The 21,035-nt window shown below is 66.4% G+C and carries 24 protein-coding genes; 18 read left to right on the top strand and 6 right to left on the bottom strand.

The annotated features are described in order from the left end of the window. Positions 1 to 35: 35 nt before the first annotated feature. Positions 36 to 365, top strand: coding sequence for a hypothetical protein (locus AC13GI_RS03840; RefSeq protein ID WP_482995558.1), 330 nt, complete (start codon positions 36 to 38; stop codon positions 363 to 365). A gap of 73 nt (positions 366 to 438) precedes the next feature. Here the strand turns inward: AC13GI_RS03840 and AC13GI_RS03835 are convergent, their stop codons facing one another. Then, positions 439 to 837 (bottom strand): OsmC family protein, encoded by a 399-nt coding sequence (locus AC13GI_RS03835; RefSeq protein WP_205407013.1) that lies wholly within the window; start codon positions 835 to 837, stop codon positions 439 to 441. 339 nt (positions 838 to 1,176) lie between these two features. On the opposite strand from AC13GI_RS03835, the gene AC13GI_RS03830 reads away from it, so the two are divergent. Genes AC13GI_RS03830 through AC13GI_RS03815 form a run of 4 tightly spaced genes read left to right on the top strand, consistent with a single transcriptional unit; the run spans position 1,177 to position 3,469 of the window. Then, positions 1,177 to 1,518 carry a type II toxin-antitoxin system prevent-host-death family antitoxin gene (locus tag AC13GI_RS03830; protein WP_099818625.1) on the top strand — a complete coding sequence of 114 codons (342 nt, stop codon included), beginning with the start codon at positions 1,177 to 1,179 and terminating at the stop codon, positions 1,516 to 1,518. A 3-nt stretch (positions 1,519 to 1,521) separates the two neighbouring features. Continuing rightward, entirely contained in the window at positions 1,522 to 2,175 is a 654-nt protein-coding gene (locus AC13GI_RS03825; RefSeq protein ID WP_099818624.1) for an ATPase, read from the top strand. Between the two features lie 35 nt (positions 2,176 to 2,210). Continuing rightward, complete coding sequence (locus AC13GI_RS03820) at positions 2,211 to 2,831, top strand: hypothetical protein (protein ID WP_482995557.1); 621 nt, start codon at positions 2,211 to 2,213, stop codon at positions 2,829 to 2,831. A 38-nt stretch (positions 2,832 to 2,869) separates the two neighbouring features. Next, a complete protein-coding gene (locus AC13GI_RS03815; protein ID WP_099818620.1) occupies positions 2,870 to 3,469 on the top strand; it encodes a hypothetical protein in 600 nt (199 codons plus the stop codon). Positions 3,470 to 3,518: 49 nt separating this feature from the next. Here the strand turns inward: AC13GI_RS03815 and proP are convergent, their stop codons facing one another. Continuing rightward, complete coding sequence (proP, locus tag AC13GI_RS03810; protein ID WP_482995556.1) at positions 3,519 to 5,006, bottom strand: glycine betaine/L-proline transporter ProP; 1,488 nt, start codon at positions 5,004 to 5,006, stop codon at positions 3,519 to 3,521. Positions 5,007 to 5,602: 596 nt separating this feature from the next. On the opposite strand from proP, the gene AC13GI_RS03805 reads away from it, so the two are divergent. Then, positions 5,603 to 6,019, top strand: a complete 417-nt coding sequence (locus tag AC13GI_RS03805; protein ID WP_089235798.1) for a baeRF12 domain-containing protein — start codon at positions 5,603 to 5,605, stop codon at positions 6,017 to 6,019. A 4-nt stretch (positions 6,020 to 6,023) separates the two neighbouring features. Then, on the top strand, positions 6,024 to 6,347 hold the full coding sequence (locus AC13GI_RS03800; protein ID WP_482995555.1) for a thioredoxin family protein: 324 nt from the start codon (positions 6,024 to 6,026) through the stop codon (positions 6,345 to 6,347). Positions 6,348 to 6,445: 98 nt separating this feature from the next. Here the strand turns inward: AC13GI_RS03800 and AC13GI_RS03795 are convergent, their stop codons facing one another. Next, positions 6,446 to 6,694 carry a hypothetical protein gene (locus AC13GI_RS03795; RefSeq protein ID WP_099818616.1) on the bottom strand — a complete coding sequence of 83 codons (249 nt, stop codon included), beginning with the start codon at positions 6,692 to 6,694 and terminating at the stop codon, positions 6,446 to 6,448. Positions 6,695 to 7,322: 628 nt separating this feature from the next. Here AC13GI_RS03795 and AC13GI_RS03790 point away from each other — a divergent pair. The 3 genes from AC13GI_RS03790 (at position 7,323) to AC13GI_RS03780 (ending at position 10,991) form a co-directional block, all read left to right on the top strand. Beyond that, positions 7,323 to 7,610 carry a hypothetical protein gene (locus tag AC13GI_RS03790; RefSeq protein WP_482995554.1) on the top strand — a complete coding sequence of 96 codons (288 nt, stop codon included), beginning with the start codon at positions 7,323 to 7,325 and terminating at the stop codon, positions 7,608 to 7,610. Further along, positions 7,588 to 8,514 carry a hypothetical protein gene (locus AC13GI_RS03785; protein WP_482995553.1) on the top strand — a complete coding sequence of 309 codons (927 nt, stop codon included), beginning with the start codon at positions 7,588 to 7,590 and terminating at the stop codon, positions 8,512 to 8,514. Before AC13GI_RS03790 ends, AC13GI_RS03785 begins: the two co-directional genes overlap by 23 nt. Positions 8,515 to 8,639: 125 nt before the next feature. Next, positions 8,640 to 10,991, top strand: a complete 2,352-nt coding sequence (locus tag AC13GI_RS03780) for a GH92 family glycosyl hydrolase (protein ID WP_482995552.1) — start codon at positions 8,640 to 8,642, stop codon at positions 10,989 to 10,991. A gap of 114 nt (positions 10,992 to 11,105) precedes the next feature. Here the strand turns inward: AC13GI_RS03780 and AC13GI_RS03775 are convergent, their stop codons facing one another. After that, positions 11,106 to 11,849 carry an SDR family oxidoreductase gene (locus tag AC13GI_RS03775; RefSeq protein ID WP_099818614.1) on the bottom strand — a complete coding sequence of 248 codons (744 nt, stop codon included), beginning with the start codon at positions 11,847 to 11,849 and terminating at the stop codon, positions 11,106 to 11,108. A 106-nt stretch (positions 11,850 to 11,955) separates the two neighbouring features. Here AC13GI_RS03775 and AC13GI_RS03770 point away from each other — a divergent pair, with 106 nt between their 5' ends. Further along, positions 11,956 to 12,888, top strand: coding sequence for a LysR family transcriptional regulator (locus tag AC13GI_RS03770; RefSeq protein ID WP_482995551.1), 933 nt, complete (start codon positions 11,956 to 11,958; stop codon positions 12,886 to 12,888). Here the strand turns inward: AC13GI_RS03770 and AC13GI_RS03765 are convergent. Beyond that, the gene (locus AC13GI_RS03765) at positions 12,880 to 13,719 is read right to left on the bottom strand and encodes a helix-turn-helix transcriptional regulator (protein WP_482995550.1); all 840 of its coding nucleotides are present in this window, start codon (positions 13,717 to 13,719) and stop codon (positions 12,880 to 12,882) included. The two genes, AC13GI_RS03770 and AC13GI_RS03765, sit on opposite strands and share 9 nt — an antisense overlap. A gap of 123 nt (positions 13,720 to 13,842) precedes the next feature. On the opposite strand from AC13GI_RS03765, the gene AC13GI_RS03760 reads away from it, so the two are divergent. Further along, complete coding sequence (locus tag AC13GI_RS03760; protein ID WP_482995549.1) at positions 13,843 to 16,032, top strand: TonB-dependent receptor; 2,190 nt, start codon at positions 13,843 to 13,845, stop codon at positions 16,030 to 16,032. A gap of 7 nt (positions 16,033 to 16,039) precedes the next feature. Here AC13GI_RS03760 and AC13GI_RS03755 read toward each other — a convergent pair whose 3' ends face one another. Then, the gene (locus tag AC13GI_RS03755) at positions 16,040 to 16,516 is read right to left on the bottom strand and encodes a MerC domain-containing protein (RefSeq protein ID WP_482995548.1); all 477 of its coding nucleotides are present in this window, start codon (positions 16,514 to 16,516) and stop codon (positions 16,040 to 16,042) included. 32 nt (positions 16,517 to 16,548) lie between these two features. Between AC13GI_RS03755 and AC13GI_RS03750 the strand changes: the two genes are divergently transcribed. Genes AC13GI_RS03750 through AC13GI_RS03725 form a run of 6 tightly spaced genes read left to right on the top strand, consistent with a single transcriptional unit; the run spans position 16,549 to position 20,956 of the window. After that, positions 16,549 to 17,082 carry a ZrgA family zinc uptake protein gene (locus AC13GI_RS03750; RefSeq protein WP_482995547.1) on the top strand — a complete coding sequence of 178 codons (534 nt, stop codon included), beginning with the start codon at positions 16,549 to 16,551 and terminating at the stop codon, positions 17,080 to 17,082. Beyond that, complete coding sequence (locus tag AC13GI_RS03745) at positions 17,079 to 17,774, top strand: ATP-binding cassette domain-containing protein (RefSeq protein WP_482995546.1); 696 nt, start codon at positions 17,079 to 17,081, stop codon at positions 17,772 to 17,774. The genes AC13GI_RS03750 and AC13GI_RS03745 overlap by 4 nt, the downstream gene beginning before the upstream one ends. Next, positions 17,767 to 19,020 carry an ABC transporter permease gene (locus AC13GI_RS03740; RefSeq protein ID WP_482995545.1) on the top strand — a complete coding sequence of 418 codons (1,254 nt, stop codon included), beginning with the start codon at positions 17,767 to 17,769 and terminating at the stop codon, positions 19,018 to 19,020. Before AC13GI_RS03745 ends, AC13GI_RS03740 begins: the two co-directional genes overlap by 8 nt. Further along, positions 19,017 to 19,571, top strand: coding sequence for a DUF3299 domain-containing protein (locus AC13GI_RS03735; RefSeq protein WP_482995544.1), 555 nt, complete (start codon positions 19,017 to 19,019; stop codon positions 19,569 to 19,571). Before AC13GI_RS03740 ends, AC13GI_RS03735 begins: the two co-directional genes overlap by 4 nt. Next, positions 19,561 to 20,187, top strand: a complete 627-nt coding sequence (locus AC13GI_RS03730; protein ID WP_482995543.1) for a DUF3299 domain-containing protein — start codon at positions 19,561 to 19,563, stop codon at positions 20,185 to 20,187. The genes AC13GI_RS03735 and AC13GI_RS03730 overlap by 11 nt, the downstream gene beginning before the upstream one ends. A gap of 46 nt (positions 20,188 to 20,233) precedes the next feature. Beyond that, positions 20,234 to 20,956 (top strand): hypothetical protein, encoded by a 723-nt coding sequence (locus AC13GI_RS03725; RefSeq protein WP_482995609.1) that lies wholly within the window; start codon positions 20,234 to 20,236, stop codon positions 20,954 to 20,956. Positions 20,957 to 21,035: the final 79 nt, after the last annotated feature.

Genomic DNA, 21,035 nt, shown 5'->3' with positions numbered 1-21,035 from the left:
GAAGGAAGACCACGCGTTGCACAAAGGAGGAGTGGATGAGCCGTCGCAAGCTGTTCGAGAGTTCCGAGCCCGCCGCACACACACTGGGCATCGGGCCGGCCTATGTCTCGGTGGAGGGGTTGCGCCAGCACCTGGCCGAATTCCTGCTGTATGCAGGGCGCCCGGTCGTCATCATGCGCGGGCGCAGCGAGGTCGGCTATTTCCTGCCGGCACGCTGCTGGCGCCAGCGCGCGGATGATCCGCTGGCTGCCGCTGCCGCCGATCAGCTGCTGGATGCCGCCGGCTTCCAGGCCGAAGACATCCAGCAGGTCGAACAGGAGTTCAACGCCATGCGCCAGCGCACCGTGCTGCATTCACGGCGTTGACCGGTTGTGGTGGATCCACGCATGGGCTCGTGGGCTCGGCTCTGCAGTAGATCCACGCCATGCGTGGATGCGCCTATGCAGCCACCCCGCGCTCGCTGGTGATCCGTGCACCCTCGCGCATCACCAGCGTCACCGGGGTCTTTTCCACCACCTCCAGCAGGCGCTGCCACTGCGCATCACTCAGCTCGGCGGTGGCATGCAGCACGCGGTGCACGTGGAAGCGCCCGTCCGCATCGCGTTCGGAACGCAGCTCGGCGTGGAACTCGCCCAGCTCCCAGCCCTTGCGCTGGGCATACATGCGCAGGGTGATGGCGGTACACGCGGCCAGCGAGGCCAGGTACAGGTCGAACGGGGCAAAGCCCTTGCCCTGGCCACCGAGCGAGGCGGGCTCATCGGCCGCGACATCGAAATGGCCATTGCTGATGTGGTGCAGGTAGTTGTCGGCGGTCGAAACAATGCGTGCGTAGGCCATGGGAATCCCCGGTTGTAGCGCCGAGCCATGCTCGGCTGCAGGAAAGGGCGGCGCCAGCCGGAGCCGGAGCCGCCACGGAATCACTCCGTACGATCGTACGAGAACTGGATGCCGGCCGTGCCACCGCGGGGCACACTGCGGCTGGCCTACCCAATCGCACTGCTGCACGTACGCATTGGCGGCATGCTGGCTGAGCGGATGTCAGTTCCCCCTCCCGGCGGAGCCCGTTGCCAGTCGTGTGCGCGCCCGTCCGCCGGGGCGGAAGGGCGGGGGGGCATTTATCCCCAATTTGGCCAAATTGGGTATAGTGGCCTCCTATCCTTCCGCTGGAGCCGTGCCATGACCCTCCCGCTCGACCTGCCCGGCCTCGACAAGGCCCCGGCGTCCTCGGTCAAGACCCGTGGCTGGCCCAGCCTGATGCGTACCGTGCGCGAGAAGCAGGCGCTGGTCATCACCAACCACAACCACCCTGAAGCGGTGATCGTGGACATCAAGACCTACCAGGAGCTGCTGGCCAGGGCCAGTGGCAGCGATACCGACGAGCGCAGCGACGTGCTCTCGCGCCTGCGTACCGAGTTCGACCAGGCGCTGGCCGGGCTGCAGCAGGGTGAGGGGCTGGGCAAGGTGATGGGCAAGCCGATCCGCCGCGGCCACAAGGTCGCGCTCGGCCGTCCGCTCTGACTCATGGGGCGGATCCTGGCGTTGGCCGGCGTCAACGGCGCCGGCAAGAGTTCGCTGCTCGGTACCTGGCTGGAGGCCGACGGCCTGGGCTGGTACAACCCGGACAGCTTTACCCGACGGCTGGTGGAGGCGGGCTGGCCGTTGGCCGAAGCCAACGCTGAAGCGTGGCAGGAAGGCGCACGACGGCTGCGCCAGGCGATCGCCGACGGCAGCGATTTTGCCTTTGAAACCACCTTGGGCGGCAACACCATTCCGCGTCTGTTGCGCGAGGCCTGCAGCCAGCACGACGTGGCGATCTGGTTCTGCGGGTTGGCCACTGTCGAACTGCATGTGTCGCGCGTAGCGGCGCGTGTTGCTGGCGGTGGCCACGACATCCCGCAGGACAAGATCCGCGCACGCTTCGATTCCGCGCGCGAGAACCTGCTGGCATTGATGCCGCACCTGGCCGAACTGCACGTGTACGACAACAGCGCGCCGGCCGATCGCTACGGACGTGTTGCCCCCTTGCCTGTGCTGGCGCTGGATCGCAAGGGCCTGCAGTATCCGGTGTCAGTGGTGGAACTGCTGCACACCCCGGACTGGGCCAAGCCCATCGTCATGCGCGCGATGGAACTGCATGCCGACAGCACGCCGCTCGCCGGCCCGCCTGTGCGATGATCCGACTCCGCAGATTCAGTGATCGAGGAACAGGGATGTACGAGCGGAAGCACTGGCAGGCCATCGGCCTGCGCGCGCTGGTGGCGGCCATGGCATTGACGGTGGCGGCGCCGCTGCTTGCCCAGGATGCAACGCCGTCCGACGTCAAGGACGAGGCGAAGAACGAGCCGATGAGCTACGACAAGGCACGTCGTACCGCCGAGGCGTCCCTGCGCCTGCACCCGGGCACCGACAGCCAGTATGACTACCGCCCGCTGTGGGCCGGTAATGCCGACCTCGATGGCGATGGCCGCCCGGAAATCGTTTATCTCTACACCGCGACCCAGACCGGCAGCGCAATGCAGCTCAACGAACTGGTGGTGATGACCCCGCTGGCCGAAGGCGATGCACGGGGCCAGGCCGCATCGCCGGGCAAATCCGCCTATGACGACGAAACCTACGCGTTGATCCGCGCATCCGGTTACGCCGATGACGCTGCCGTGCACATTCCCGGCGAAATGGAAACGATCACCATGGACGGCGACCGTATCCGCGTCACCTTCAACAGCACCCGCAATTCAAAGCTGTGCGTGCGTGGCAAGGTGACCTGCCCACCGGAAGGGCAGCATGCCTGGGTGTACCGCTGGGCCCCGGGCAAGCTGACCCGCGCCGAGTAACCGCATTACCGGCTGCGCCATTCACCAAGGAGAACACCATGCACGGATCTGCATTTTCCCGTTCCATCCTGTTGCCTTCCGCATTCGCATTTTGGGCGCTGGTCGGTTGTGACCCGGTATTTGCGGCATCGAAGGCATCGCCACCGAGCCTGGTACAGGCGTTCCACGCAGCCGAGGCCTCGTTGCGGCGTATCCCCGGCGATGACATCGAAAGTGATTTCCGCCCGGTGTGGACCGCCGTTGCCGACCTGGACGGTGATGGTCGTGCGGAGGTCATATATCTCTATACGTCGACCTATACCGGTGGCTCGTTCGCACAGAGCAATGTGATTGCGGTGATGACGGCGCTGGCAGCGGATGATCCACGCGGCAAGGAAAACCCCAAGAGCCTGTCGCCTGTGGAGGCAGAGGACTTCGCCGCCATCCGCGCGTCAGGTTACGGCGATGATGCGGGCGAGCAGATTCCGGGTGCCGTGCATTCCATCAGGATCGAAGGTGACCGCATCATCGTCGCGTTCAAGGTCGTTGCCGGTGCGAGCACCTGCGATGTCGTGGGCTACAAGCATGTCTGCCCGCCGGATGGCGACTATGTCTGGACCCTGCGCTGGACCCCGGGCAAGCTGACCCGCGCCGACTAGCGCTGCGCAGCCGGCAGCGCCAGGCACTGCCCGGCGCTGCCCCTGGCACTTAGGCCGGGGTCACCTGTTCCGGCTCGGCCAGGTCCGGCAACGGCGGCAGGGCGCGGTCCACCGTCACCGGCGCATCGCTCTTCAACAGCGCGGCCGCCTCCTTGTTGCAGCCCACGGCCGGCGGCGAACCGCGCAGCGGCAGGCCGGCGGTTTCCTTCACGAAGATCATCGTGATCAGGCCGATCACCGCGGCGCCCATCAGGTAGTAGGCCGGCACCAGCGGATCGCCGGTGCGCTCCACCAGCCAGGCGGTCACCAGTGGCGTGGTGCCACCGAACAGCGACACCGACACGTTGAACGCAATGGACAGCGCGCTGTAGCGCACCGGCGTATAGAACAGTGCCGGCAGCGTGGACGGCATCGAACTGGTGAAGCACACCAGCGCCAGGCCCAGCAGCATCAGCCCAAGGAAGATGAGCCAGTCGTTGCCGCTGCCCACCAGCAGCAGGCTCGGCACCGCCAGCACCAGCAGCGCGATGCAGGCGCCGATGATCATCGGGCGCCGGCCCAGCTTGTCGCTGAAAAGGCCACCGACGATGTTCAACGGCATCATCACCAGCATCACGATGATGATCAGCAGCAGGCCCTTGCTCTCGGCATAGCCCATGGTCACGCTCAGGTAGCTGGGCATGTAGGTCAGCAGCATGTAGTCGGTCACGTTGAACACCAGCACCAGGCTCATGCACACGATCAGCTGGCGACCGTGCACTCGCAGCAGCTCACCCAGGCCCGGACGTTCGTGGTCACGCTTCTCTGCTTCCTCTGCATAGGCACGGAACGCCGGCGTTTCCTCCAGCCGCATGCGCATGTACAGGCCCAGCAGGCCGAGTGGGCCGGCCACCAGGAACGGAATGCGCCAGCCCCAGTCCAGCATCTGTTCGCTGCTCAGCAGCATGTGCAGGGCGGTGACCGTACCGGCACCGGCGATGTAGCCGCCCAGCGTGCCGAACTCCAGCCAACTGCCCATCAGGCCGCGGTTGCGGTCGGTGGAGTACTCGGCGATGAACGTTGCCGCGCCGCCATACTCGCCACCGGTGGAGAAGCCCTGCACCACGCGCGCGAGCAGCAGCAGCACCGGTGCCCAGATGCCGATGCGTTCGTAAGAGGGAATCAGGCCGATGGCGAAGGTGCCCAGGGCCATCATGATCATGGTGAAGGCCAGTACCTTCTGGCGCCCGTAGCGGTCGCCCAAGGGCCCGAAGACCATGCCGCCCAGCGGGCGTACCAGGAAGGCCACGGTGAACGTGGCGAACGCAGCGATCACCTGCGCGGTGGGGTTGCTGGAGGGGAAGAACACCTGGCCAATGGTGACGGCAAGATAGCCATAGACACCGAAGTCGAACCATTCCATCGCATTGCCAAGTGCAGCGGCGCCCACGGCGCGCTTGAGCATGGGCTTGTCGACAACGGTAATCTCGTCGACCTTCAGATGGCGGCGGCGTTTGAACCAGCCGAAATGGGCATGGGCATCGGAGTTGTCCTGCATGGGGACTCCCTTGGAAGAATGGAAATGGAGTGGAATGGGCGGTACGGATGTCCCGAAAGTCGGAAACGGCGATGCTGGCGCAGCAGGCGCAGGGGCATCGAATGGAAGGCCCGGAACGGGGCGAAAGGTGTGTGCGATCAAACGCCGCGCACGCGACAAGCATTGCCCGCTGCCAGAACGCAGGACGACATGCAGGACGAACGGATGGGTCCGATTACGTGTCAGACCGCGTCAGTGCACGTGGGGTGGTGGCAGGCGCAGGGGGCAGGCGGGGCGGGGCCCGCAGGCGTCATCCGCCGGGATCCAGCGCGAGGCGATGGAAAGGCGAGGGGGATGCAATGATGGAAAGCGAAGCGCCGGTCGGCAGTGCTTCCCGCATGCCAGCAACAAGTGCTGACGCGCAGTGGGTCGTGTCGATCATGGGTTCATGATAACGGTTACAGTGTGAGCGTGCCGAGAATCGCGCTGGTACGAACGCAGCGTTCCATCTTGCCTGTTCATGCAGATGACCCACGCACATCGAATGAACATGTTGTGCTCACCTCGCTCACGCCGCGCCTTTTACGGTGGTTACGAACCAACGCAAGGAGTAACGCATGACCCGTCGCATTCCCGAAGGCACCCTGGTTATCGTCGCCGATGGTGGCTCGGCCCGCGTGTTCACCAACGTCGGCAGCGAGCAGAAGCTCACCTTGAAGCAGGAAGGCGAGCTGCGCCTGCAGGACATCAGCGAGCAGGGTGTGTCCGGACAGGGGCCGTCGGGCGCGGTACCCAAGGACATGTCGATCTCGCAGCTCAACGAAGCGACCTTCGCCAAGCAGGTGGCCGAGCAGCTCAACGAAGATGCGCTCAACAACCGCTATGCGCATCTGGTGCTGATCGCCGACCCCACCACGCTCGGCCGCATCCGTCCGTTGCTGCATAAGGAAACGCAGGCGCGGTTGCTGGTCGACATCGCCAAGGATCTGACCAACGCGCCGCTGGAAGACATTCAGCGCACGCTGCAGGCGTAACCGCATGCCCTTCATGCGTGATCACGTTGCAGCCGAACCGGCCCGCGCGGAGGTGGATGCGCAGGCCGGTTGGCTGCTGCTGGAATTCGGCGCGCCGTGGTGCGGCCATTGCCAGGCCGCGCAACCGGCGCTGCAGGCCTTCGTGGATGCGCATGATCTGCCGCACTGGAAGATCGAAGACGGCAAGGGAAAACCGCTGGGCCGCTCGTACCAGGTGAAGCTGTGGCCGACGGTGATCCTGTTGCGTGACGGCAAGGAAGTGGCGCGCGTGGTGCGGCCGGTGGCTGCGGCAGATCTCGCCACACTGCAAAGCGCGCTGCCGGATTGACCGGCCCGTGTAGAGCCGAGCCCATGCTCGGCGTGCTCCGTCACCAACCGTAGTGCTCGATCACACCAGAGTCGAGCATGGGCTCGGCTCTACACGCTTCAATGCAGCGTCACCCGCACATGCTGCTCGCGCAGTTCATGCAGCAACCGCCGGCCATGCTGGCTCAGTGCCATCATCGCTACAGTGATCTTCTGCAGGTTATAGCCCGGGCGCAGATGCGCCTGCGGGTCGGCCGGTTCGTTCTCGCCGATCATCATCGCCATGCCCTCGGCGGTGTTCAGGGCATGCTCGATGCGGAAGAACAGGGATTCCATTTCCGGGGTCAGGATGGGCGGTTCATGCGACATGCGATGGCTCCTTGAGGGGACGTGGCCACCGCAAGGGTGGCGGGCGGTGCGGGGTTGGAACTTCGGCTGAGCTACGAGAAAAGCCGGAGGGCCATGCGGCCGCCGCGCACCGCCCACCGTAGTCACGGCAAGCAGCTCTCGTAGCTCATTCCGGGGTTCCACGCCCGGCAGCGAGTGTGCGCTGCGGTGTCATCGTGCGCAGGTCGCGGGCCGGATTGCCAACCTGTAGAACCCTTGCCGCATTCGCGTGCTCGCCACCGGTAGCGTCGGCCGTGGCCTGACTTCATCTGTGTGGCTTCAATCGCGATATGCAGCGTCATCAAAGACCCTCCTGTTGTCGCCAACGGTTCGGAAAGGATCTCAGGCGAGCCGCGTGGTTTCCATGCAACGGCTTGTACTTCTGCAAGGCCATATGCGTCAGAGGCATGCCCTGGACGACGTCCTCCCGGGCACGGGCAGGCCGTGGCGTGATGCGGTATAACGGCGGGGCCGGCGCCGGGGAAGGCGTCGGTACCGAACCCGCAGGACCGTTGTCTGCCGTTGCAACTGCATCGATGGGCGGCTTGCCGCGCCCATTTGTCGATCATTGGACGAACAGGGGGTAACGATGAACAGGTTTCTGAGCAACATGATGATGCTTGCCGCGACGCTCTTAGTCAGCACGGCACACGCCGCCAACGTGGTGTACCCGGACGGAGAGAGGCAGCAGGCGCCCGATGCCATTTTCCTCGACCGCGCCGGCGATCTCTATCCGCCGTTCGGCGTGCCGGTTGATACCGCGGCGATGCTGGCCCTCGATCCGGACGTGGGTGCCGTAGCGCCACTGGAAGTGGTGACGCTGCGTGGCATGTACCGATGGCAGGCCAGTACCGGCGAGCCCGAATGGAAGAAGCATGCTTGCGCATGCGCAGGTTGAAGGCAGCAGCGATTTCGACCGTGATTGGGAGGCGGTGCAGGACGCGCTGCGAAGGACGGTAGTGAAGCAGTTGAATGCACAGAAGGGCGCGGACGTGCTGCTGGTGGTGCACGGGTTCAACAACGATTTCCGCGGCGCCAACAAGTGGCTCGTGCCCTTCGAAAAGGCGGTGTTGGAGGCTTATCCGCAAGTGCGCAGCACTCGCGTGTATTGGGATGGGCTGCTGGGAAACGACGCCGGCATCGGCATCTGGGGCGAGGCCCAGTACAACGGCCCGCGCGTGGGACAGCAACTGCGCCGTGTGCTGAATCAGCTGGATGCAGACCTGCGGGTGAGGATATTCACCCACAGCTCCGGGGCCTACGTGGTGACCAACGCGTTGGGCGATGGCAGTCACAGCTATCGCGGCTTCGAGGGGTCGGTACAGCTGAAGGAGCGTGCCGGGGCGCTTGATGGCGCCTACGCCGTGCCGAGGAACATCACGGACCTGCGAGTGGCCATGTTGATTCCGGCGCAGCCACTGAGCGCCTTCGACGGCTTCGCCCAGGGCACCAAAGGCGTAGTACCGACGCGCTTGATCCTCGGCACCAGCCCACGTGACAAAGCGGCCACCAAACTGGGTGTGTCATGCGCGATTGGCGGGAACACCTGCATGGCTGTGCGCACCGCCGAAGCATTCCAATGGTCACGCAAGGCGCTCGCACCGCAGGCCGGGCAACTGATGGTGATCGGCTTCCCGGTGCCGGCGACAGGCCACCATGAGCACGGCGTGGAGCGGTACATGGAGGACCGGGAGCAATGGCAGGCACTGCTCGGCCAGTTGTTGGGCGATGCCAGTGGATGCCCGGCGAGCGGCAAGACCTGGTGCCAGGCCAGTGATGGAAAGGAGCTGGCAGCCCGCTGATGATTCGGCCCGCCCTGTCGCCGCATCCTTCGTCCGGCAGGGCGGGTCGTCATGCATGACCGCAGCGCAGCATGCGACACCGCCACCCCGGTGCTAGGATCTGACCACCACCTGAATCGATCCAAATGCCGATGCCCACGCTGGACCGTCGTCTCCTGATCGCTGTCGCCGCCACGGCGATGTTCGCCTCCGGGCTGGCTGTGGCCGCCCCGGCCAAGACCGCTGCCGACAAGGCCTATGCCTCGGTCGATCCGTTCATCGGTACCGGCGGTGAGGGGCATACCTACCCCGGTGCGACGGTGCCGTTCGGCATGGTCCAGCTCAGCCCGGATACGCGCATCCAGCCGCGTGAGAAGGCCTATGGCTGGGCAGCGGGCTATCGCTATGACGACAGCAGCATCGTCGGCTTCTCGCACACGCATTTTTCCGGCACCGGCCATTCAGACCTGGGCGACATCCTGCTGATGCCGTTCACCGGCAGCCCGGGCCTGGAGCGCGGCGACCCGGAAAAGCCTCGCAGTGGTTACGCCTCGCGCTTCCGCCACGATGAAGAGAAGGCAGAGCCGGGCTACTACGCCGTTACCCTGGACGACTACAAGGTGCGCGCCGAGCTGACCACCAGTGCCCGCGTGGGCGTGCATCGCTATGCGTTCCCGAAGGGCACCGAGGCCAAGGTGCTGCTGGACATGCGTACCAGCATGTATGACTACCCGGGCAAGATCCTGTGGTCGCGGGTACGCGTGCGTGGCGATGGCACCATCACCGGTTTCCGCGAGACCCGCGGTTGGGCCGCTGGCCGCCAGCTGTATTTTGCGATGCGTTTCTCGCGGCCGCTGGCCAGCCACGAACTGCACAACACCGAACAGGACATCGTCTACAAGGGCTTTGCGCCCCCGGGCGAGAAAGACCCGAAGCAGCGCGCGCAGATCGAGGGGCGGCAGCTGGTAGGTACCTTCGACTTCGGCAAGCTGGAGGCGCCGCTGGTGGTGAAGGTGGCGATCTCGCCGGTCAGCGAGGCGGGCGCCATCGCCAACCTGGATGCCGAAGTGGCCGACTTCGATTTCGACCGCGTGCGCGCGCAGGCAAAGCAGGAGTGGACGCAGGCGTTGTCGGTGCTGGATATCGACGCGCCGGAGCATGCACGTCGCAGCGCCTACACCGCGCTGTACCACACGCTGCTGGGGCCGACGCTGTTCATGGATGCCGACGGCCAGTACCGCGGCGCCGACAATGCCGTGCACCAGGCAAAGGGCTATACGAACTATTCGACGTTCTCGCTGTGGGATACCTACCGTGCCCTGCACCCGCTGCTGACCCTGGTGCAGCCGGAGAAGCGCAACAGCGATTTCGTCAATTCCATGCTGGCCCATCATGAGCACAGCCCTTACGGCATGTTGCCGGTGTGGTCGTTCCATGGCCTGGAAGACTGGTGCATGATCGGCTACCACGCGGTGCCGGTGATCGCCGATGCCTACGTGAAGGGTATCCGTGGTTTCGACGCGGACAAGGCGCTGAAGGCGATGGTGGAGACCGCCAACTACGGTCCTTACGATGGCATCGCGCAGTATCGTGAGCTGGGCTACGTGCCGATCGACGAAGAAGGCGAAGCCGCCAGCAAGACGCTGGAATACGCGTTCGACGACTGGACCATCGCGCGCATGGCGCAGGCGATGGGCAAGGCCGATGTGGCGGCAACCTTCGACAAGCGTGCCGGCAACTGGCGCAATGCCTTCGACAAGGACACCGGCTTCATGCGTGCGCGCAAGCGCGATGGCAACTTCCGCACCCCGTTCGACCCCAGCGCCAGCGGCTACGGCACCGACTACACCGAGGGCAATGCCTGGCAGTACTCGTGGTACGTGCCGCAGGACGTGGCTGGTCTGGCCGCCGCGCACGGTGGCAGCGACAAGCTGCTGGCGCGCCTGGATGAAGTGTTCAATGCCAAGGTCGATCCGGCCATCTTCGAACACATGGAAGACATCACCGGCCTGATCGGCTGGTATGCGCATGGCAACGAACCCAGCCACCACGTGGCTTACCTGTACTCGTATGCCGGCCAGCCGTGGCGCACGCAGGCACGCCTGAAGCAGATCATGGACACCCAGTACGCCGATCGCCCCGATGGCCTGGCTGGCAACGATGACGTGGGCCAGATGTCGGCGTGGTATGTGTTCACCGCGCTGGGCTTCTACCCGGTGGCGCCGGGCTCGGGCGAGTACATCCTCGGCCGGCCGTTCCTGCCGAAGACCGCAATGCGGTTGCCGAACGGAAAGACCTTCACCATCGTGGCCGAAGGCCTGGACGACAAGCACACCTATGTCGGCAGCGTGACCCTCAACGGCAAGCCGTTGCAGCGCACCTTCCTGCGCCACGATGAGATCCTGGCCGGTGGCGAGCTGCACTTCACCATGCGGGCCGAACCGAACAAGGACTGGCCGGGGCAGGGCGCGCAGGCACCGTATTCGATGTCGCGGTAACACCCACGGTAGCGCCGGGCCATGCCCGGCGTTGATGGACGGCGCCAACCAAGGTTGGCGTCTACCGGAACCGCGCACACCGCTGGTGGATGCCAACCTTGGTTGGCATGCGATCTACACCATCCCACCATTGGCGCGCAGCACCTGGCCATTGATCCAGCCGCCATCGGCACCGGCCAGGAACGCCACCGCACCGGCGATGTCTTCCGGCGTACCCAGCCGCTCCAAAGGATTCGTCTTCGCCAGCCGATCAATCAGCTCCGGCGACTTCCCGTCCAGGAACAGATCGGTGGCGGTCGGCCCGGGTGCCACCGCGTTCACGGTGATGCCCCGCCCACGCAGCTCCTTGCTGAGGATCGCCCCCATCGTCTCCACCGCGGCCTTGCTGGCGGCATACACGCTGTAGTTTTCCAGCTTGATGCCCACCACGCTGGTGCTCAGGGTGACGATGCGGCCACCGTCGCGCACGCGGCGTGCAGCCTCGCGCAGCACGTTGAATGCGCCCTTGAGGTTGATGCCGATCACGCGGTCGAACAATGCATCATCGCTGTCGGCCAGTGCAGCCAACTGCAGCACGCCGGCACTGTTGACCACCACATCGATGCCACCGAAGCGCGCCTCGATCGCGTCGAACAGGGCATGCACGGCTTGCGGGTCGGCGACATCGGCCTGCAGGGCCACGGCCTGGCCGCCATGGGCGCTCAGTTCGGCAGCCAGGGCTTCGGCCTCGTCGCGGCGGCCGGCATAGTTGATCACCACGGCGTGGCCGTCGGCGGCCAGGCGGCGCGAGATCGCAGCGCCGATGCCACGGGAGCCGCCGGTGACCAGGGCGACAGGGCGGGAAGCGGGGGAGGTCATGGCACATTCCAGGAAGGCACGCCGGCATGGCGCAGGGCCATCTTCGTCTCTCCGCCGTCGCGGATAATCAGGGATAATCCGGAAACATCATCCGGCCAGTCGAACAATGGACCGATTCACCGCCCTGCGTGCTTTCGTGCGGATTGTCGAGCGCCGCAGCTTCAGCCGGGCCGCCGAAGACCTGGGGCTGCCGCGGGCCACGGTGACCGACGCGATCAAGGCATTGGAGCAGCGCCTGGGCGTGCGCCTGCTGCACCGGACCACGCGCGTGGTGGTGCCGACGCTGGAAGGGGAAGCCTTCTATGGCCGCTGCCTGCGCCTGATCGCGGACATGGACGATGCCGAAGCCGCGTTCCGTGACGTGCCACCGCGTGGGCCACTGCGCATCGAAGTGCACGGAACGCTGGGGCGTCACCTGCTGTTCCCGCACCTGCCGGATTTCCTGCAGCGTTACCCGGACATCGAACTGGAGGTCAGCGAGGGCGACCGCTATGTCGACCTGCTGCGCGAGGGCGTGGATGCGGCCATCCGCGTGGGCACCCTGGCCGACAGCGATCTGGCCGCGCGGCGCCTGGCGTTGCTGCGCGAGGTCACGGTGGCGTCGCCTGCCTACGTGCAGGCGCACGGGCAGCCGGAGAGCATCGCGTCGCTGGCGGCGGGACATCAGATGGTCGGCTACCGTTCCAGCGCCACCGGCCAGCTGATTCCGCTGGAGTTCGAGCACGGCGGCCAGGTGCGCCATGTGCCGTTGCCGGCACGCGTGCGGGTGTCCGGTGCCGACGCCTTCCTCGGTGCCGCGCTGGCCGGGCTGGGCATCATCCAGGCACCGCGTTACCGGATGGCCCCGTACATCGCGCGCGGGCGGTTGCTGGAGCTGTTGCCGGATATGCCGCCCACGCCGAGCCCGGTCAGCCTGGTCTATCCGCGCAACCGCACGCCGTCGCCACGGTTGCGGGTATTCATCGATTGGGTGGCGGGTGTGTTCGAGACGGAGCGCGCGCACGGCGGCCCATCCACGCATGGCGTGGATCTACGGTAGCCACTCTGACGGGAGGGTGCCGACAACGCGGCGGAAGGCAGCGCTGAACTTGCTGGGATTGGCGTAGCCGCAGGCCATGGCCACCTCGGTCACGCTGAGGCCGCGCTGCAGCGCCTGCTGCGCCCAGTGCATGCGGCGCTGGGTCAGGTAGGCATACGGTGGCGTGCCGGTGGCGGCGCGCAGCGCGCGGCTGAAGGTGGTTGGTTCCATGCCGAGTACGCCGGCCAGTGCTGCGACATCCAGCGGCTGGGAACGGTGTTCATCGATGAAGCCCTGCAGCTGGCGCAGCTGCCGCGATGACAGCGGTGCGGCCATGCGTGGCCGGGCGGGCGGATGGCCGGCAAGCTGGGCCAATCGCCGCACCACTACCTCTGCACCGTACTGCAGGAAGCCGGGCACGCAGGCGTCAACCTGCGCGCTGGACCATAGCGCCTGCAGCACGGAGGCGATGACCGGGTCGCGATGCAGCCGCAGGGAAAGGGAGGGGACGTCCGGGAAGCCGCCAGGCGCATCACGCCACTGCGCGGTATCGATGGCCATTCCCAGCAGCTCCGCGGCAGGGCTGGCGTAGTGTCCATGATCGCCCGGCAGTACCACGTTGAACTGGCCCGGATGCCACCGTGCCTGCAGGACCCCGCCAGTGGTGCGTTGGTACAGGTTGCCGCCACCGGCCAGCAGCAGGCCCAGCCGCAGCTGGTGCGGGTGCCCCATGGGGCCTTCGCTGGCCTGGAAGCCATGGTGCAGCAGAACGACCGAGCCATCCTCGCTGGTCACGGTTCCGGCCATGGGCTGGGCGACTTCCCGGTGCAACTGGTCGGCGAGGGCGGGCATGGCGGGTCCAGGAATGGAGCAGCGCTGACTGCAATGGAGTGGCGGCGAACGCGGAATGTTACAGGATAACAGTTTGCGCCAGCCGGCCCGCCAGGCGCGTTTCCGTTCCTTATGAGGTTGCCCTTGAAAGCCCCCGTTTCCTCCGTTGCCCTCGTCGCAGCGTCGTTGCTTGTTCCTGTTCTTCCCGCCCACGCCCAGTCCGCCGATGCCACCACCCTCGATGGCGTGGTGGTCACCGGCTCCAAGCGCGACACGCCCTACCTGAAGAGTGACCTGTCGGTGACCGTGCTTGACCGGCAGGCGCTGAAAGAAGCCGGTGTCACCGAGTTCCGTGACCTGGACAAGCTGGCCCCCAACGTGAAGTTCAACGTGATGGGCCAGCTGAGCAACATGTTCATTTCCATCCGCGGCATCGAATCCAATCCTTTCCTGGTCAACCGTGCGTCGGTGTACATCGATGGCATTCCGTTCCGCGAGCTGAGCAACGCGGTACTCAACCAAGTGGAATCGGTCGAGGTGCTGCGGGGGCCGCAGGGCACCCTGTACGGCGCCAACAGCGAATCCGGGCTGGTGCTGGTGCGCACGCGCGGGCCGGCCGATACCCGCGAGGGTGAGGTGAACGTGCGCGGCACCTGGTTCGGCAACGGCAACGGTACGGCCTTGGATGGCTTCCTGGCTGGCCCACTGAGCAAGGACGGCACGCTGTCGGGCTCGGTGGCGTTCATGGGCTCCGATGAGGATGCCCACCTGAAGAACCTGACCCCGTACGGCGCGCGCGGCGAAGTGAAAGAGGGCTACCTGCAGGGCAAGCTGCGCTGGCGCCCCAGCGATTACGTGACCGTCAACGCCTTGGCCTATCACCTGCGAACACGCGCACCGGGCATGTTCGAGTACGAGTACCTGCCGCTGGATACCGGCCTGTACAACCGCACCTATGGCGATCGCCTCAACGGTGGCCGCCATGCGGGTGATTTCACCTACATCAACGATGCGCCCAAGCGCACCGAAAAGGACGAGACCGTTGCCGGCCTCAGCGCGCAGTGGCAACTGCAGGCCGGCACCCTGGATGTTGCCGCCTCGTACCGCAGCGAGGAAACCACCTCGGCTGGCTATGATTTCGACATGACGGCCAGCTCCGCGTTGGCCGGCTACATCTACGACAGGAAGGATGCATGGAATGCCGAGGCGCGCTTCAGCTCGCCCAGCGACCAGGCGCTGACCTGGATGGCCGGTGTATCGACCTACCGCATCGACAAGGATTCGATCCAGGGCACCTTCGTCGGCCCGGCGCTGCGCGGCCTGGACAGTTACAACCTGGCACCGCGGCAGACCTCCAAGGGTGAGGACTACAGTGTGTTCGCCACCGCCAGCTACACGCTGCCGGCGTTGCCGAAGCTGACCGCCAGCCTCGGCATCCGCCACGAGCAGGCCCACCGTTCCACCGAACAGCGCGCCGGATTCCTCGACCTCGGTGCCGGGGGCCTGGTGCGCTACCGCGACGCCGCCCTGGCGCATACGTTCTCGGCGACGTTGCCGCGCGTCTCGCTGCGCTACGACGCCAGCGACAATCTGTCGTTCTATGCGGCCTCGGCCAAGGGCTACATCCCCGGTGGCTTCAACCTGGCCGCCGCGCAGAGCGATGTGATCAACGACAAGGTGCTGCGCTACGAATCCGAACGCATGTGGAGCCACGAAGTGGGCTTCAAGATGAACCTGGCGGGCGGCCGCGGCCATATCGGCGGCGCGCTGTTCCATATCAGCTCGGACAACTGGCAGGAAATCCAGGTGGCCACCGATGCCAACGGCCGGCCGATCTCCTCCGACTACGTGGGCTCGGATGCCTCGATACGTTCGCGCGGTGCAGAGCTGGAAGGGGTGTTTGAAGTCGCGCCGGGGTTCACGGTGATGGCCAATGTCGGCTATGTCGATGCGACGTACACCAAGCTGTGGGTCAGCCCGCAGGAGAACCTGCATGGCAAGCGGGTCAAGCTGACGCCGCACTACACCGGCTACCTGGCCGCGCGGTATCAGTTCGAGTCCGGCATCTATGCCCGGGTGGAATCGCAGTTCACCGGTTCCAGTGCGCTGGACGAGCGCAACCGCGCGTTCCAGCCGGCCGTGACGGTGCTGGGCGTGCAGCTGGGTTACGAGCGGGGCCCGTGGAGCACCCGCGTGTTCGTGCAGAACCTGACCGACAAGCGGCGCATCAACGGCCTGATCTTCGACAACCTGGCCTTCGGCCGCGATGGCAACTACTACGGTCCAGTGGACAGCCCGCGCATTGTCGGTGCCGAGGTCGGCTACCGGTTCTGAAGGAGCATCAGCCGGCGGACCGCAGGGCCCGCCGGTTGCGCAGATGTGCGACGGCCAGCATCACCCCTCCGCAGGCGGTAGCAGCGCCATGCCAGAGCAGCGATTCCTTCAACGGCAGGTACAGCGAGGCGGACAGCAGCAGGATCGCGCCTGCAAGGGCCACGCACAGCGGCAGTGCCCGCTGATGGCGGCGCCGGCCGGCGGCGGTGCTGAGCACGGCGATCGTCGAGGCCAGCAGCGCGAACAGCCATTCCCAGCGTGACATCACCAGCAGCGCGGTCATCGCCGCGTGGCCGGGGTGCTGGAACGAGCGCAGCGCCATCATCGCCGCGGGCGTGAAGGCCAGCAGCAGGGGCAGGGCCACGCAATGCGCGGCACAGGCCAGCGACAGCCAGGCGCCTGCCAGATCGAAGCGGGGATGCCAGCGTGCCGAAGCTGGCGGCTGGGCGCGGGCCCTTGCGGGCGAAGTCGGGATGTGGTCCATAATGTTACATAGTAACAATACGGAGTCGCCCCATGAAACGTTCTGCCGTCCTTCTGCTGCTGTTTGCTGCCCATTCTGCGAACGCCCACGACGTGCGCCATCACGATGCGCATGTCCATGGCCAGGCCGATGTCGATCTGGCCGTGGACCAGGGAACGCTGGAGCTGGCACTGCGTGCGCCGGGGATCGGCATCCTCGATTTCGAACGACCACCTGCCGACAGCCGCGAACAGGCCGCATTGGCGCGGGCGCGATCGATCCTGCAGAGCGGCAGCTGGGTCACGCTGCCGGGCGCTGCGCAGTGCCGGCTGGACCATGCCGAGGCGACTGCGGAGGGCTTTGCGCCAGTGGCGGTGGCAACGCAGCCCGGCCAGCACACGCACGCCGGATTCACCGCCGCACTGCGCTACCACTGCGCCAACCCGGCGGCGCTGCGTGGGCTGGTATTGCCGCTGCCGACGCTGTTTCCAGGTCTGCATGAGGTGATCGTCAATACCGCAACATCGACCGGGCAAGGCCGCAGCGTGGTGACCGCCGACAGCCTGCGGGTGCCGCTGGCGCCATGAACGAGGCCGCCATCATCGACCTGCAGGGCGTGCAGTTCGGCTACGCCGACCGAGCAGTGCTGGACATCGCACAGCTGCAGGTGAGCGCGGGCAGCAGCGTGCTGCTGCGCGGCACCAGCGGCTCGGGCAAGAGCACGCTGCTGGGCCTGCTGGCAGGCATCCTGCTGCCGGGCAGCGGCAGCATCCGTGTCGCCGGTCATGCGGTGAACACGTTGGGCGCCGCCGCGCGTGATCGTTTCCGCGCCGATCAGCTGGGCGTGATCTTCCAGCAGTTCAACCTGCTGCCGTTCCTGAGCGTGCGCAACAACATCGCCCTTGGCGTGCGTTTCTCGCCGCTGCGCAACGCGCGCATCGACGGTGGGCTGGATGCCGAAATCGCGAGGCTGCTGCGCGCGCTGCAGCTGGACCCGGCACTGATGCCGCGTGCGGCAGGCACGCTCAGCGTCGGCCAGCAGCAGCGCGTTGCCGCTGCCCGTGCCTTGATCGGCCGCCCCGCGGTACTGCTGGCCGACGAACCTACCTCGGCGCTGGACCCCGACGCGGCCACGGCCTTCCTGCAGCTGATGTCCGCGCAGTGCCGCGCCGCCGGCACCACCGCGCTGGTGGTCAGCCACGATGACCGCCTGCAGCCGTTGTTCGACCAGGTGCTGTCGCTGGGTGATCTGAACCGGGCAGGGGGTGCACATGTTTGAGTTGGCCTGGGCCAGCCTGCGCAGCCGCGCCCTGAGAGTGAGCCTGACCGTGCTGGTCATCACTCTGAGCGTGGTCCTGCTGCTGGGGGTGGAACGCATCCGCACGCAGGCCCACGAGGGCTTTGCCAGCACCGTCTCGGGCACGGACCTGATCGTCGGCGCACGCTCGGGGCCGGTGAACCTGCTGCTGTACTCGGTGTTCCATATCGGCGACCCGACCAACAACGTGTCCTGGCAGTCCTACCAGGAACTGTCCGCGCTGCCGCAGGTGAAGTGGGCAGTACCGCTGTCATTGGGCGATTCCTGGCGGGGCTATCGGGTGATCGGCACCACTGCCGGCTACTTCGAACATTACCGGCATGGCGCAGGGCATCCGCTGGCATTCGCACAGGGCAAGCCGTTCGACGACCTGTATGACGCGGTGGTGGGCGCGGAAGTCGCACAGGCAGCGCACATCGGCGTGGGCGCTGACATCGTGCTGGCCCACGGTACCGGTGCGGTAACGCTGGCCACGCATGCCGACAAGCCGTTCCGTGTGGTCGGCATCCTGCAGCGGACCGGCACGCCGGTGGATTCTTCCGTGCTGGTGTCACTGCCGGCGATCGAGGCGATCCATGTTGACTGGCGCTCCGGCGTGCAGCTTCGCAGCCAGCATGTCAGCGCCGAACAGGCACGCCAGCTCGACCTGACCCCGACCAGCATCACCGCCTTCATGCTCGGCCTGAACTCGCGCATCGCCACCTTCGGCGTGCAGCGCAGCATCAACGAGTATCCCGACGAAGCGCTGCAGGCCATCCTGCCCGGCGTGACCCTGCAGCAGCTGTGGCAGTCGCTGGGTACCGCCGAGCGCGCGCTGCAGTTGATCAGTGCAATGGTGGTGCTGCTGGGCATGGTTTCGCTGATGGCGCTGCTGGTATCGACGCTGCAGGAGCGCCGCCGAGAGATGGCGGTGCTGCGCGCTACCGGTGCGCGTCCGGCCTATGTGGCCTGCCTGCTGGTGGTTGAAGCCGTGGCTACCGCAGCGATGGCCTGCGCGCTGGCGCTGGCGGTGCTGACCTGCGCCAGCGTGGTGGGGCGCAGCTGGGCGCTGGCCAATTTCGGTCTGTCGATCACCCACGTCTGGCCGGACGCGCGCGAACTGGCCTGGGTGGGTGGCGTGCTGCTGATCAGCGCGGTCGCAGGCCTGCTGCCTGCGCTGCTGGCCTACCGGCGCACCCTGGCCGATGGCCTGGCGCCTGCGTCATGAGCACGGGCGTGCGCGGGTTGCTGCTGGCTGCGGCCATGCTGCTGGCTGCCTGCACGCGGCCGACCGATAGCGGTGTGCAGGCACTGCCTCCCTCGCCGGTGCAGGACAGTGCCGGCACCGAAAGCGAGCAGGAGCTGGACTGGTTGCAGATGCTGCCGGGCGATGAACTGGCCGCACTGGAGCGCGGTGAGGGGCCGGAGGTGCAGCACAGCGGCAACCGGCGCATGGCCCAGTTCGGTACCTTCCGTACCGTGGACGCGGTACTGGATCGCGCGGTGCGGTTGCCGGGCTATGTCGTGCCCTTGGCCAATGCGGCAGACGGTCGACTGCTCGAATTCCTGTTCGTGCCGTACTACGGCGCGTGCATCCACGTGCCACCGCCGCCACCGAACCAGATCGTGCACGTGGTGCTGCCGCAGCCGATCGCCATGCCCGACATGTACTCGCCGTTCTTCCTGGCCGGGGTGCTGCGTGCCGAGCGGGTGGACGATGATCTTGCCGGCTCGGCCTACAGCATGGCCGACGCCGAACTGAGGCCTTATGAACCGTAGCGCGAAGGTGCTTGCCGCTGTGCTTGCCGGTGTACTGCTGACCAGCTGTGGCCGGCCGCCCGTGGAGACCCCGCCACAGGCCAGCAACGCTGCCGCTTCGCCAGCGGCGCCGTCTGCAGTGATCGACCGCTGGGACGCGCTGATGCCCGGGGAGGACAGCTTCCAGCGTCCACCGCCGCAGATCGGGCTGTCGCGTGGCAACGGCATGGATGGGGTAGGCGGATTGATCGACGACACCGGTTCGGGCTCGCTGCCCGGGCAGGCCATCGATCATTCCAGCCCTCTTCGCGCGCAGCAGTTCGGCTCGTCGGCGGTGGTCGATGGCGTGGATGGACGGACGCTGGACCTGGATGGCTACGTGGTGCCGCTGGCGATGAACGACGCGGGGCAGGTGGACGAACTGCTGTTCGTGCCGTTCTATGGCGCGTGCATCCACGTACCGCCGCCACCGCCGAACCAGATCATCCATGTGACATTGGCCACCCCGATTACGATGGGCGCGTTGTGGGATCCCTACCGGCTGTCAGGGCGCCTGCAGGTGAAGCATTTCGAGGCGGATATCGCCAGCGCGTCCTATGACGCAGCCGCGGCGACGCTTTCAGCGATCCCCCGATGACGAACACCCGATGACGAAGCTCCGCGCACGCAGCGTGGCGCTGCTGATGGTGGTGCTGCTGCTGGCAGGGACCGGCGTGGCGCTGCTGTGGAACGCAACGCACGCGCCTTTGCCACCGGCAGTGGCATTTCCCGCACCGGCGGCGGAAGCGCAGGCACGCATCGAACATCACCTGGCTGCCGACAAAGCCTTTCGTGATGACCTGCTGTTCCTGCTGGTGGCGACGCTGCGCGACCGCTGTGAACCGGCGCAGGCGGGAGTGCTGGCACGCATGGCCAACCGTGCGTCGCTGCCGGTGCTGGCGGCGGTGAGCGCCGTGACCACGCAGGATGCGAGCCTGGACCGGCCGATCTACCAGTACATCCAGCACCGCGCCGATGCTACTGGCTGCGGGCAGCCACTGCGCCTGCCGGCAGGCGATGGCGGCAGGATCGAGGTGGATATCGAACAGTACGCACGCGCCTTCCCGGACAGCTACTTCGACCCGCAGCGCAGCAGTGCGCCGCGTGACTTCGGCGGGCGCCCGCTGCCAGAGCGCGCCGGCAACGCCTGCAACAGCGTGGTCTATTCGGTGCTGCCGCTGGGAGGGGTGGATTGGCGCTGCAGCACGCTGCGCAGCAACGCTCGTGCGCGGGTGCGTGCGCTGTGCGAAGACGTGATGCAGCGGCAGCACGGCCATCTGCGTGGCGAACTGGATGCTGCGGTGGGCCAGGCCATGCAGGACCCGGTCGTGCAGGCGGTCGCTGCATTGCCGGCGGAGTGCAGGTAGGCACAAGCTTTGTCGCAGCGGGCGTTGCGCCTCCCGGAAGCTGAATAACGTTCCCTGGAAGATCTATAACTATACAGGA

The organism is Stenotrophomonas sp. 82F1 (assembly GCF_056861525.1).
Note: the sequence above shows the minus strand (reverse complement) of the source record. Positions and strands in the feature narration are given on the sequence as shown.

Excerpts from the sequence above, each read along its gene's own strand:
- AC13GI_RS03805 (WP_089235798.1), top strand. The coding sequence starts at position 5,603 with ATGACCCGTCGCATTCCCGAAGGCACCCTGGTTATCGTCGCCGATGGT.
- AC13GI_RS03725 (WP_482995609.1), top strand. The coding sequence starts at position 20,234 with ATGGTGGTGCTGCTGCTGGCAGGGACCGGCGTGGCGCTGCTGTGGAAC.
- AC13GI_RS03795 (WP_099818616.1), bottom strand. The coding sequence starts at position 6,694 with ATGTCGCATGAACCGCCCATCCTGACCCCGGAAATGGAATCCCTGTTC.
- AC13GI_RS03755 (WP_482995548.1), bottom strand. The coding sequence starts at position 16,516 with ATGGACCACATCCCGACTTCGCCCGCAAGGGCCCGCGCCCAGCCGCCA.
- AC13GI_RS03820 (WP_482995557.1), top strand. The coding sequence starts at position 2,211 with ATGTACGAGCGGAAGCACTGGCAGGCCATCGGCCTGCGCGCGCTGGTG.
- AC13GI_RS03825 (WP_099818624.1), top strand. The coding sequence starts at position 1,522 with ATGGGGCGGATCCTGGCGTTGGCCGGCGTCAACGGCGCCGGCAAGAGT.
- AC13GI_RS03835 (WP_205407013.1), bottom strand. The coding sequence starts at position 837 with ATGGCCTACGCACGCATTGTTTCGACCGCCGACAACTACCTGCACCAC.
- AC13GI_RS03840 (WP_482995558.1), top strand. The coding sequence starts at position 36 with ATGAGCCGTCGCAAGCTGTTCGAGAGTTCCGAGCCCGCCGCACACACA.
- proP (WP_482995556.1), bottom strand. The coding sequence starts at position 5,006 with ATGCAGGACAACTCCGATGCCCATGCCCATTTCGGCTGGTTCAAACGC.
- AC13GI_RS03775 (WP_099818614.1), bottom strand. The coding sequence starts at position 11,849 with ATGACCTCCCCCGCTTCCCGCCCTGTCGCCCTGGTCACCGGCGGCTCC.
- AC13GI_RS03745 (WP_482995546.1), top strand. The coding sequence starts at position 17,079 with ATGAACGAGGCCGCCATCATCGACCTGCAGGGCGTGCAGTTCGGCTAC.
- AC13GI_RS03770 (WP_482995551.1), top strand. The coding sequence starts at position 11,956 with ATGGACCGATTCACCGCCCTGCGTGCTTTCGTGCGGATTGTCGAGCGC.
- AC13GI_RS03785 (WP_482995553.1), top strand. The coding sequence starts at position 7,588 with ATGCTTGCGCATGCGCAGGTTGAAGGCAGCAGCGATTTCGACCGTGAT.
- AC13GI_RS03830 (WP_099818625.1), top strand. The coding sequence starts at position 1,177 with ATGACCCTCCCGCTCGACCTGCCCGGCCTCGACAAGGCCCCGGCGTCC.
- AC13GI_RS03790 (WP_482995554.1), top strand. The coding sequence starts at position 7,323 with ATGATGATGCTTGCCGCGACGCTCTTAGTCAGCACGGCACACGCCGCC.
- AC13GI_RS03730 (WP_482995543.1), top strand. The coding sequence starts at position 19,561 with ATGAACCGTAGCGCGAAGGTGCTTGCCGCTGTGCTTGCCGGTGTACTG.
- AC13GI_RS03780 (WP_482995552.1), top strand. The coding sequence starts at position 8,640 with ATGCCGATGCCCACGCTGGACCGTCGTCTCCTGATCGCTGTCGCCGCC.
- AC13GI_RS03735 (WP_482995544.1), top strand. The coding sequence starts at position 19,017 with ATGAGCACGGGCGTGCGCGGGTTGCTGCTGGCTGCGGCCATGCTGCTG.
- AC13GI_RS03815 (WP_099818620.1), top strand. The coding sequence starts at position 2,870 with ATGCACGGATCTGCATTTTCCCGTTCCATCCTGTTGCCTTCCGCATTC.
- AC13GI_RS03765 (WP_482995550.1), bottom strand. The coding sequence starts at position 13,719 with ATGCCCGCCCTCGCCGACCAGTTGCACCGGGAAGTCGCCCAGCCCATG.
- AC13GI_RS03800 (WP_482995555.1), top strand. The coding sequence starts at position 6,024 with ATGCCCTTCATGCGTGATCACGTTGCAGCCGAACCGGCCCGCGCGGAG.
- AC13GI_RS03740 (WP_482995545.1), top strand. The coding sequence starts at position 17,767 with ATGTTTGAGTTGGCCTGGGCCAGCCTGCGCAGCCGCGCCCTGAGAGTG.
- AC13GI_RS03750 (WP_482995547.1), top strand. The coding sequence starts at position 16,549 with ATGAAACGTTCTGCCGTCCTTCTGCTGCTGTTTGCTGCCCATTCTGCG.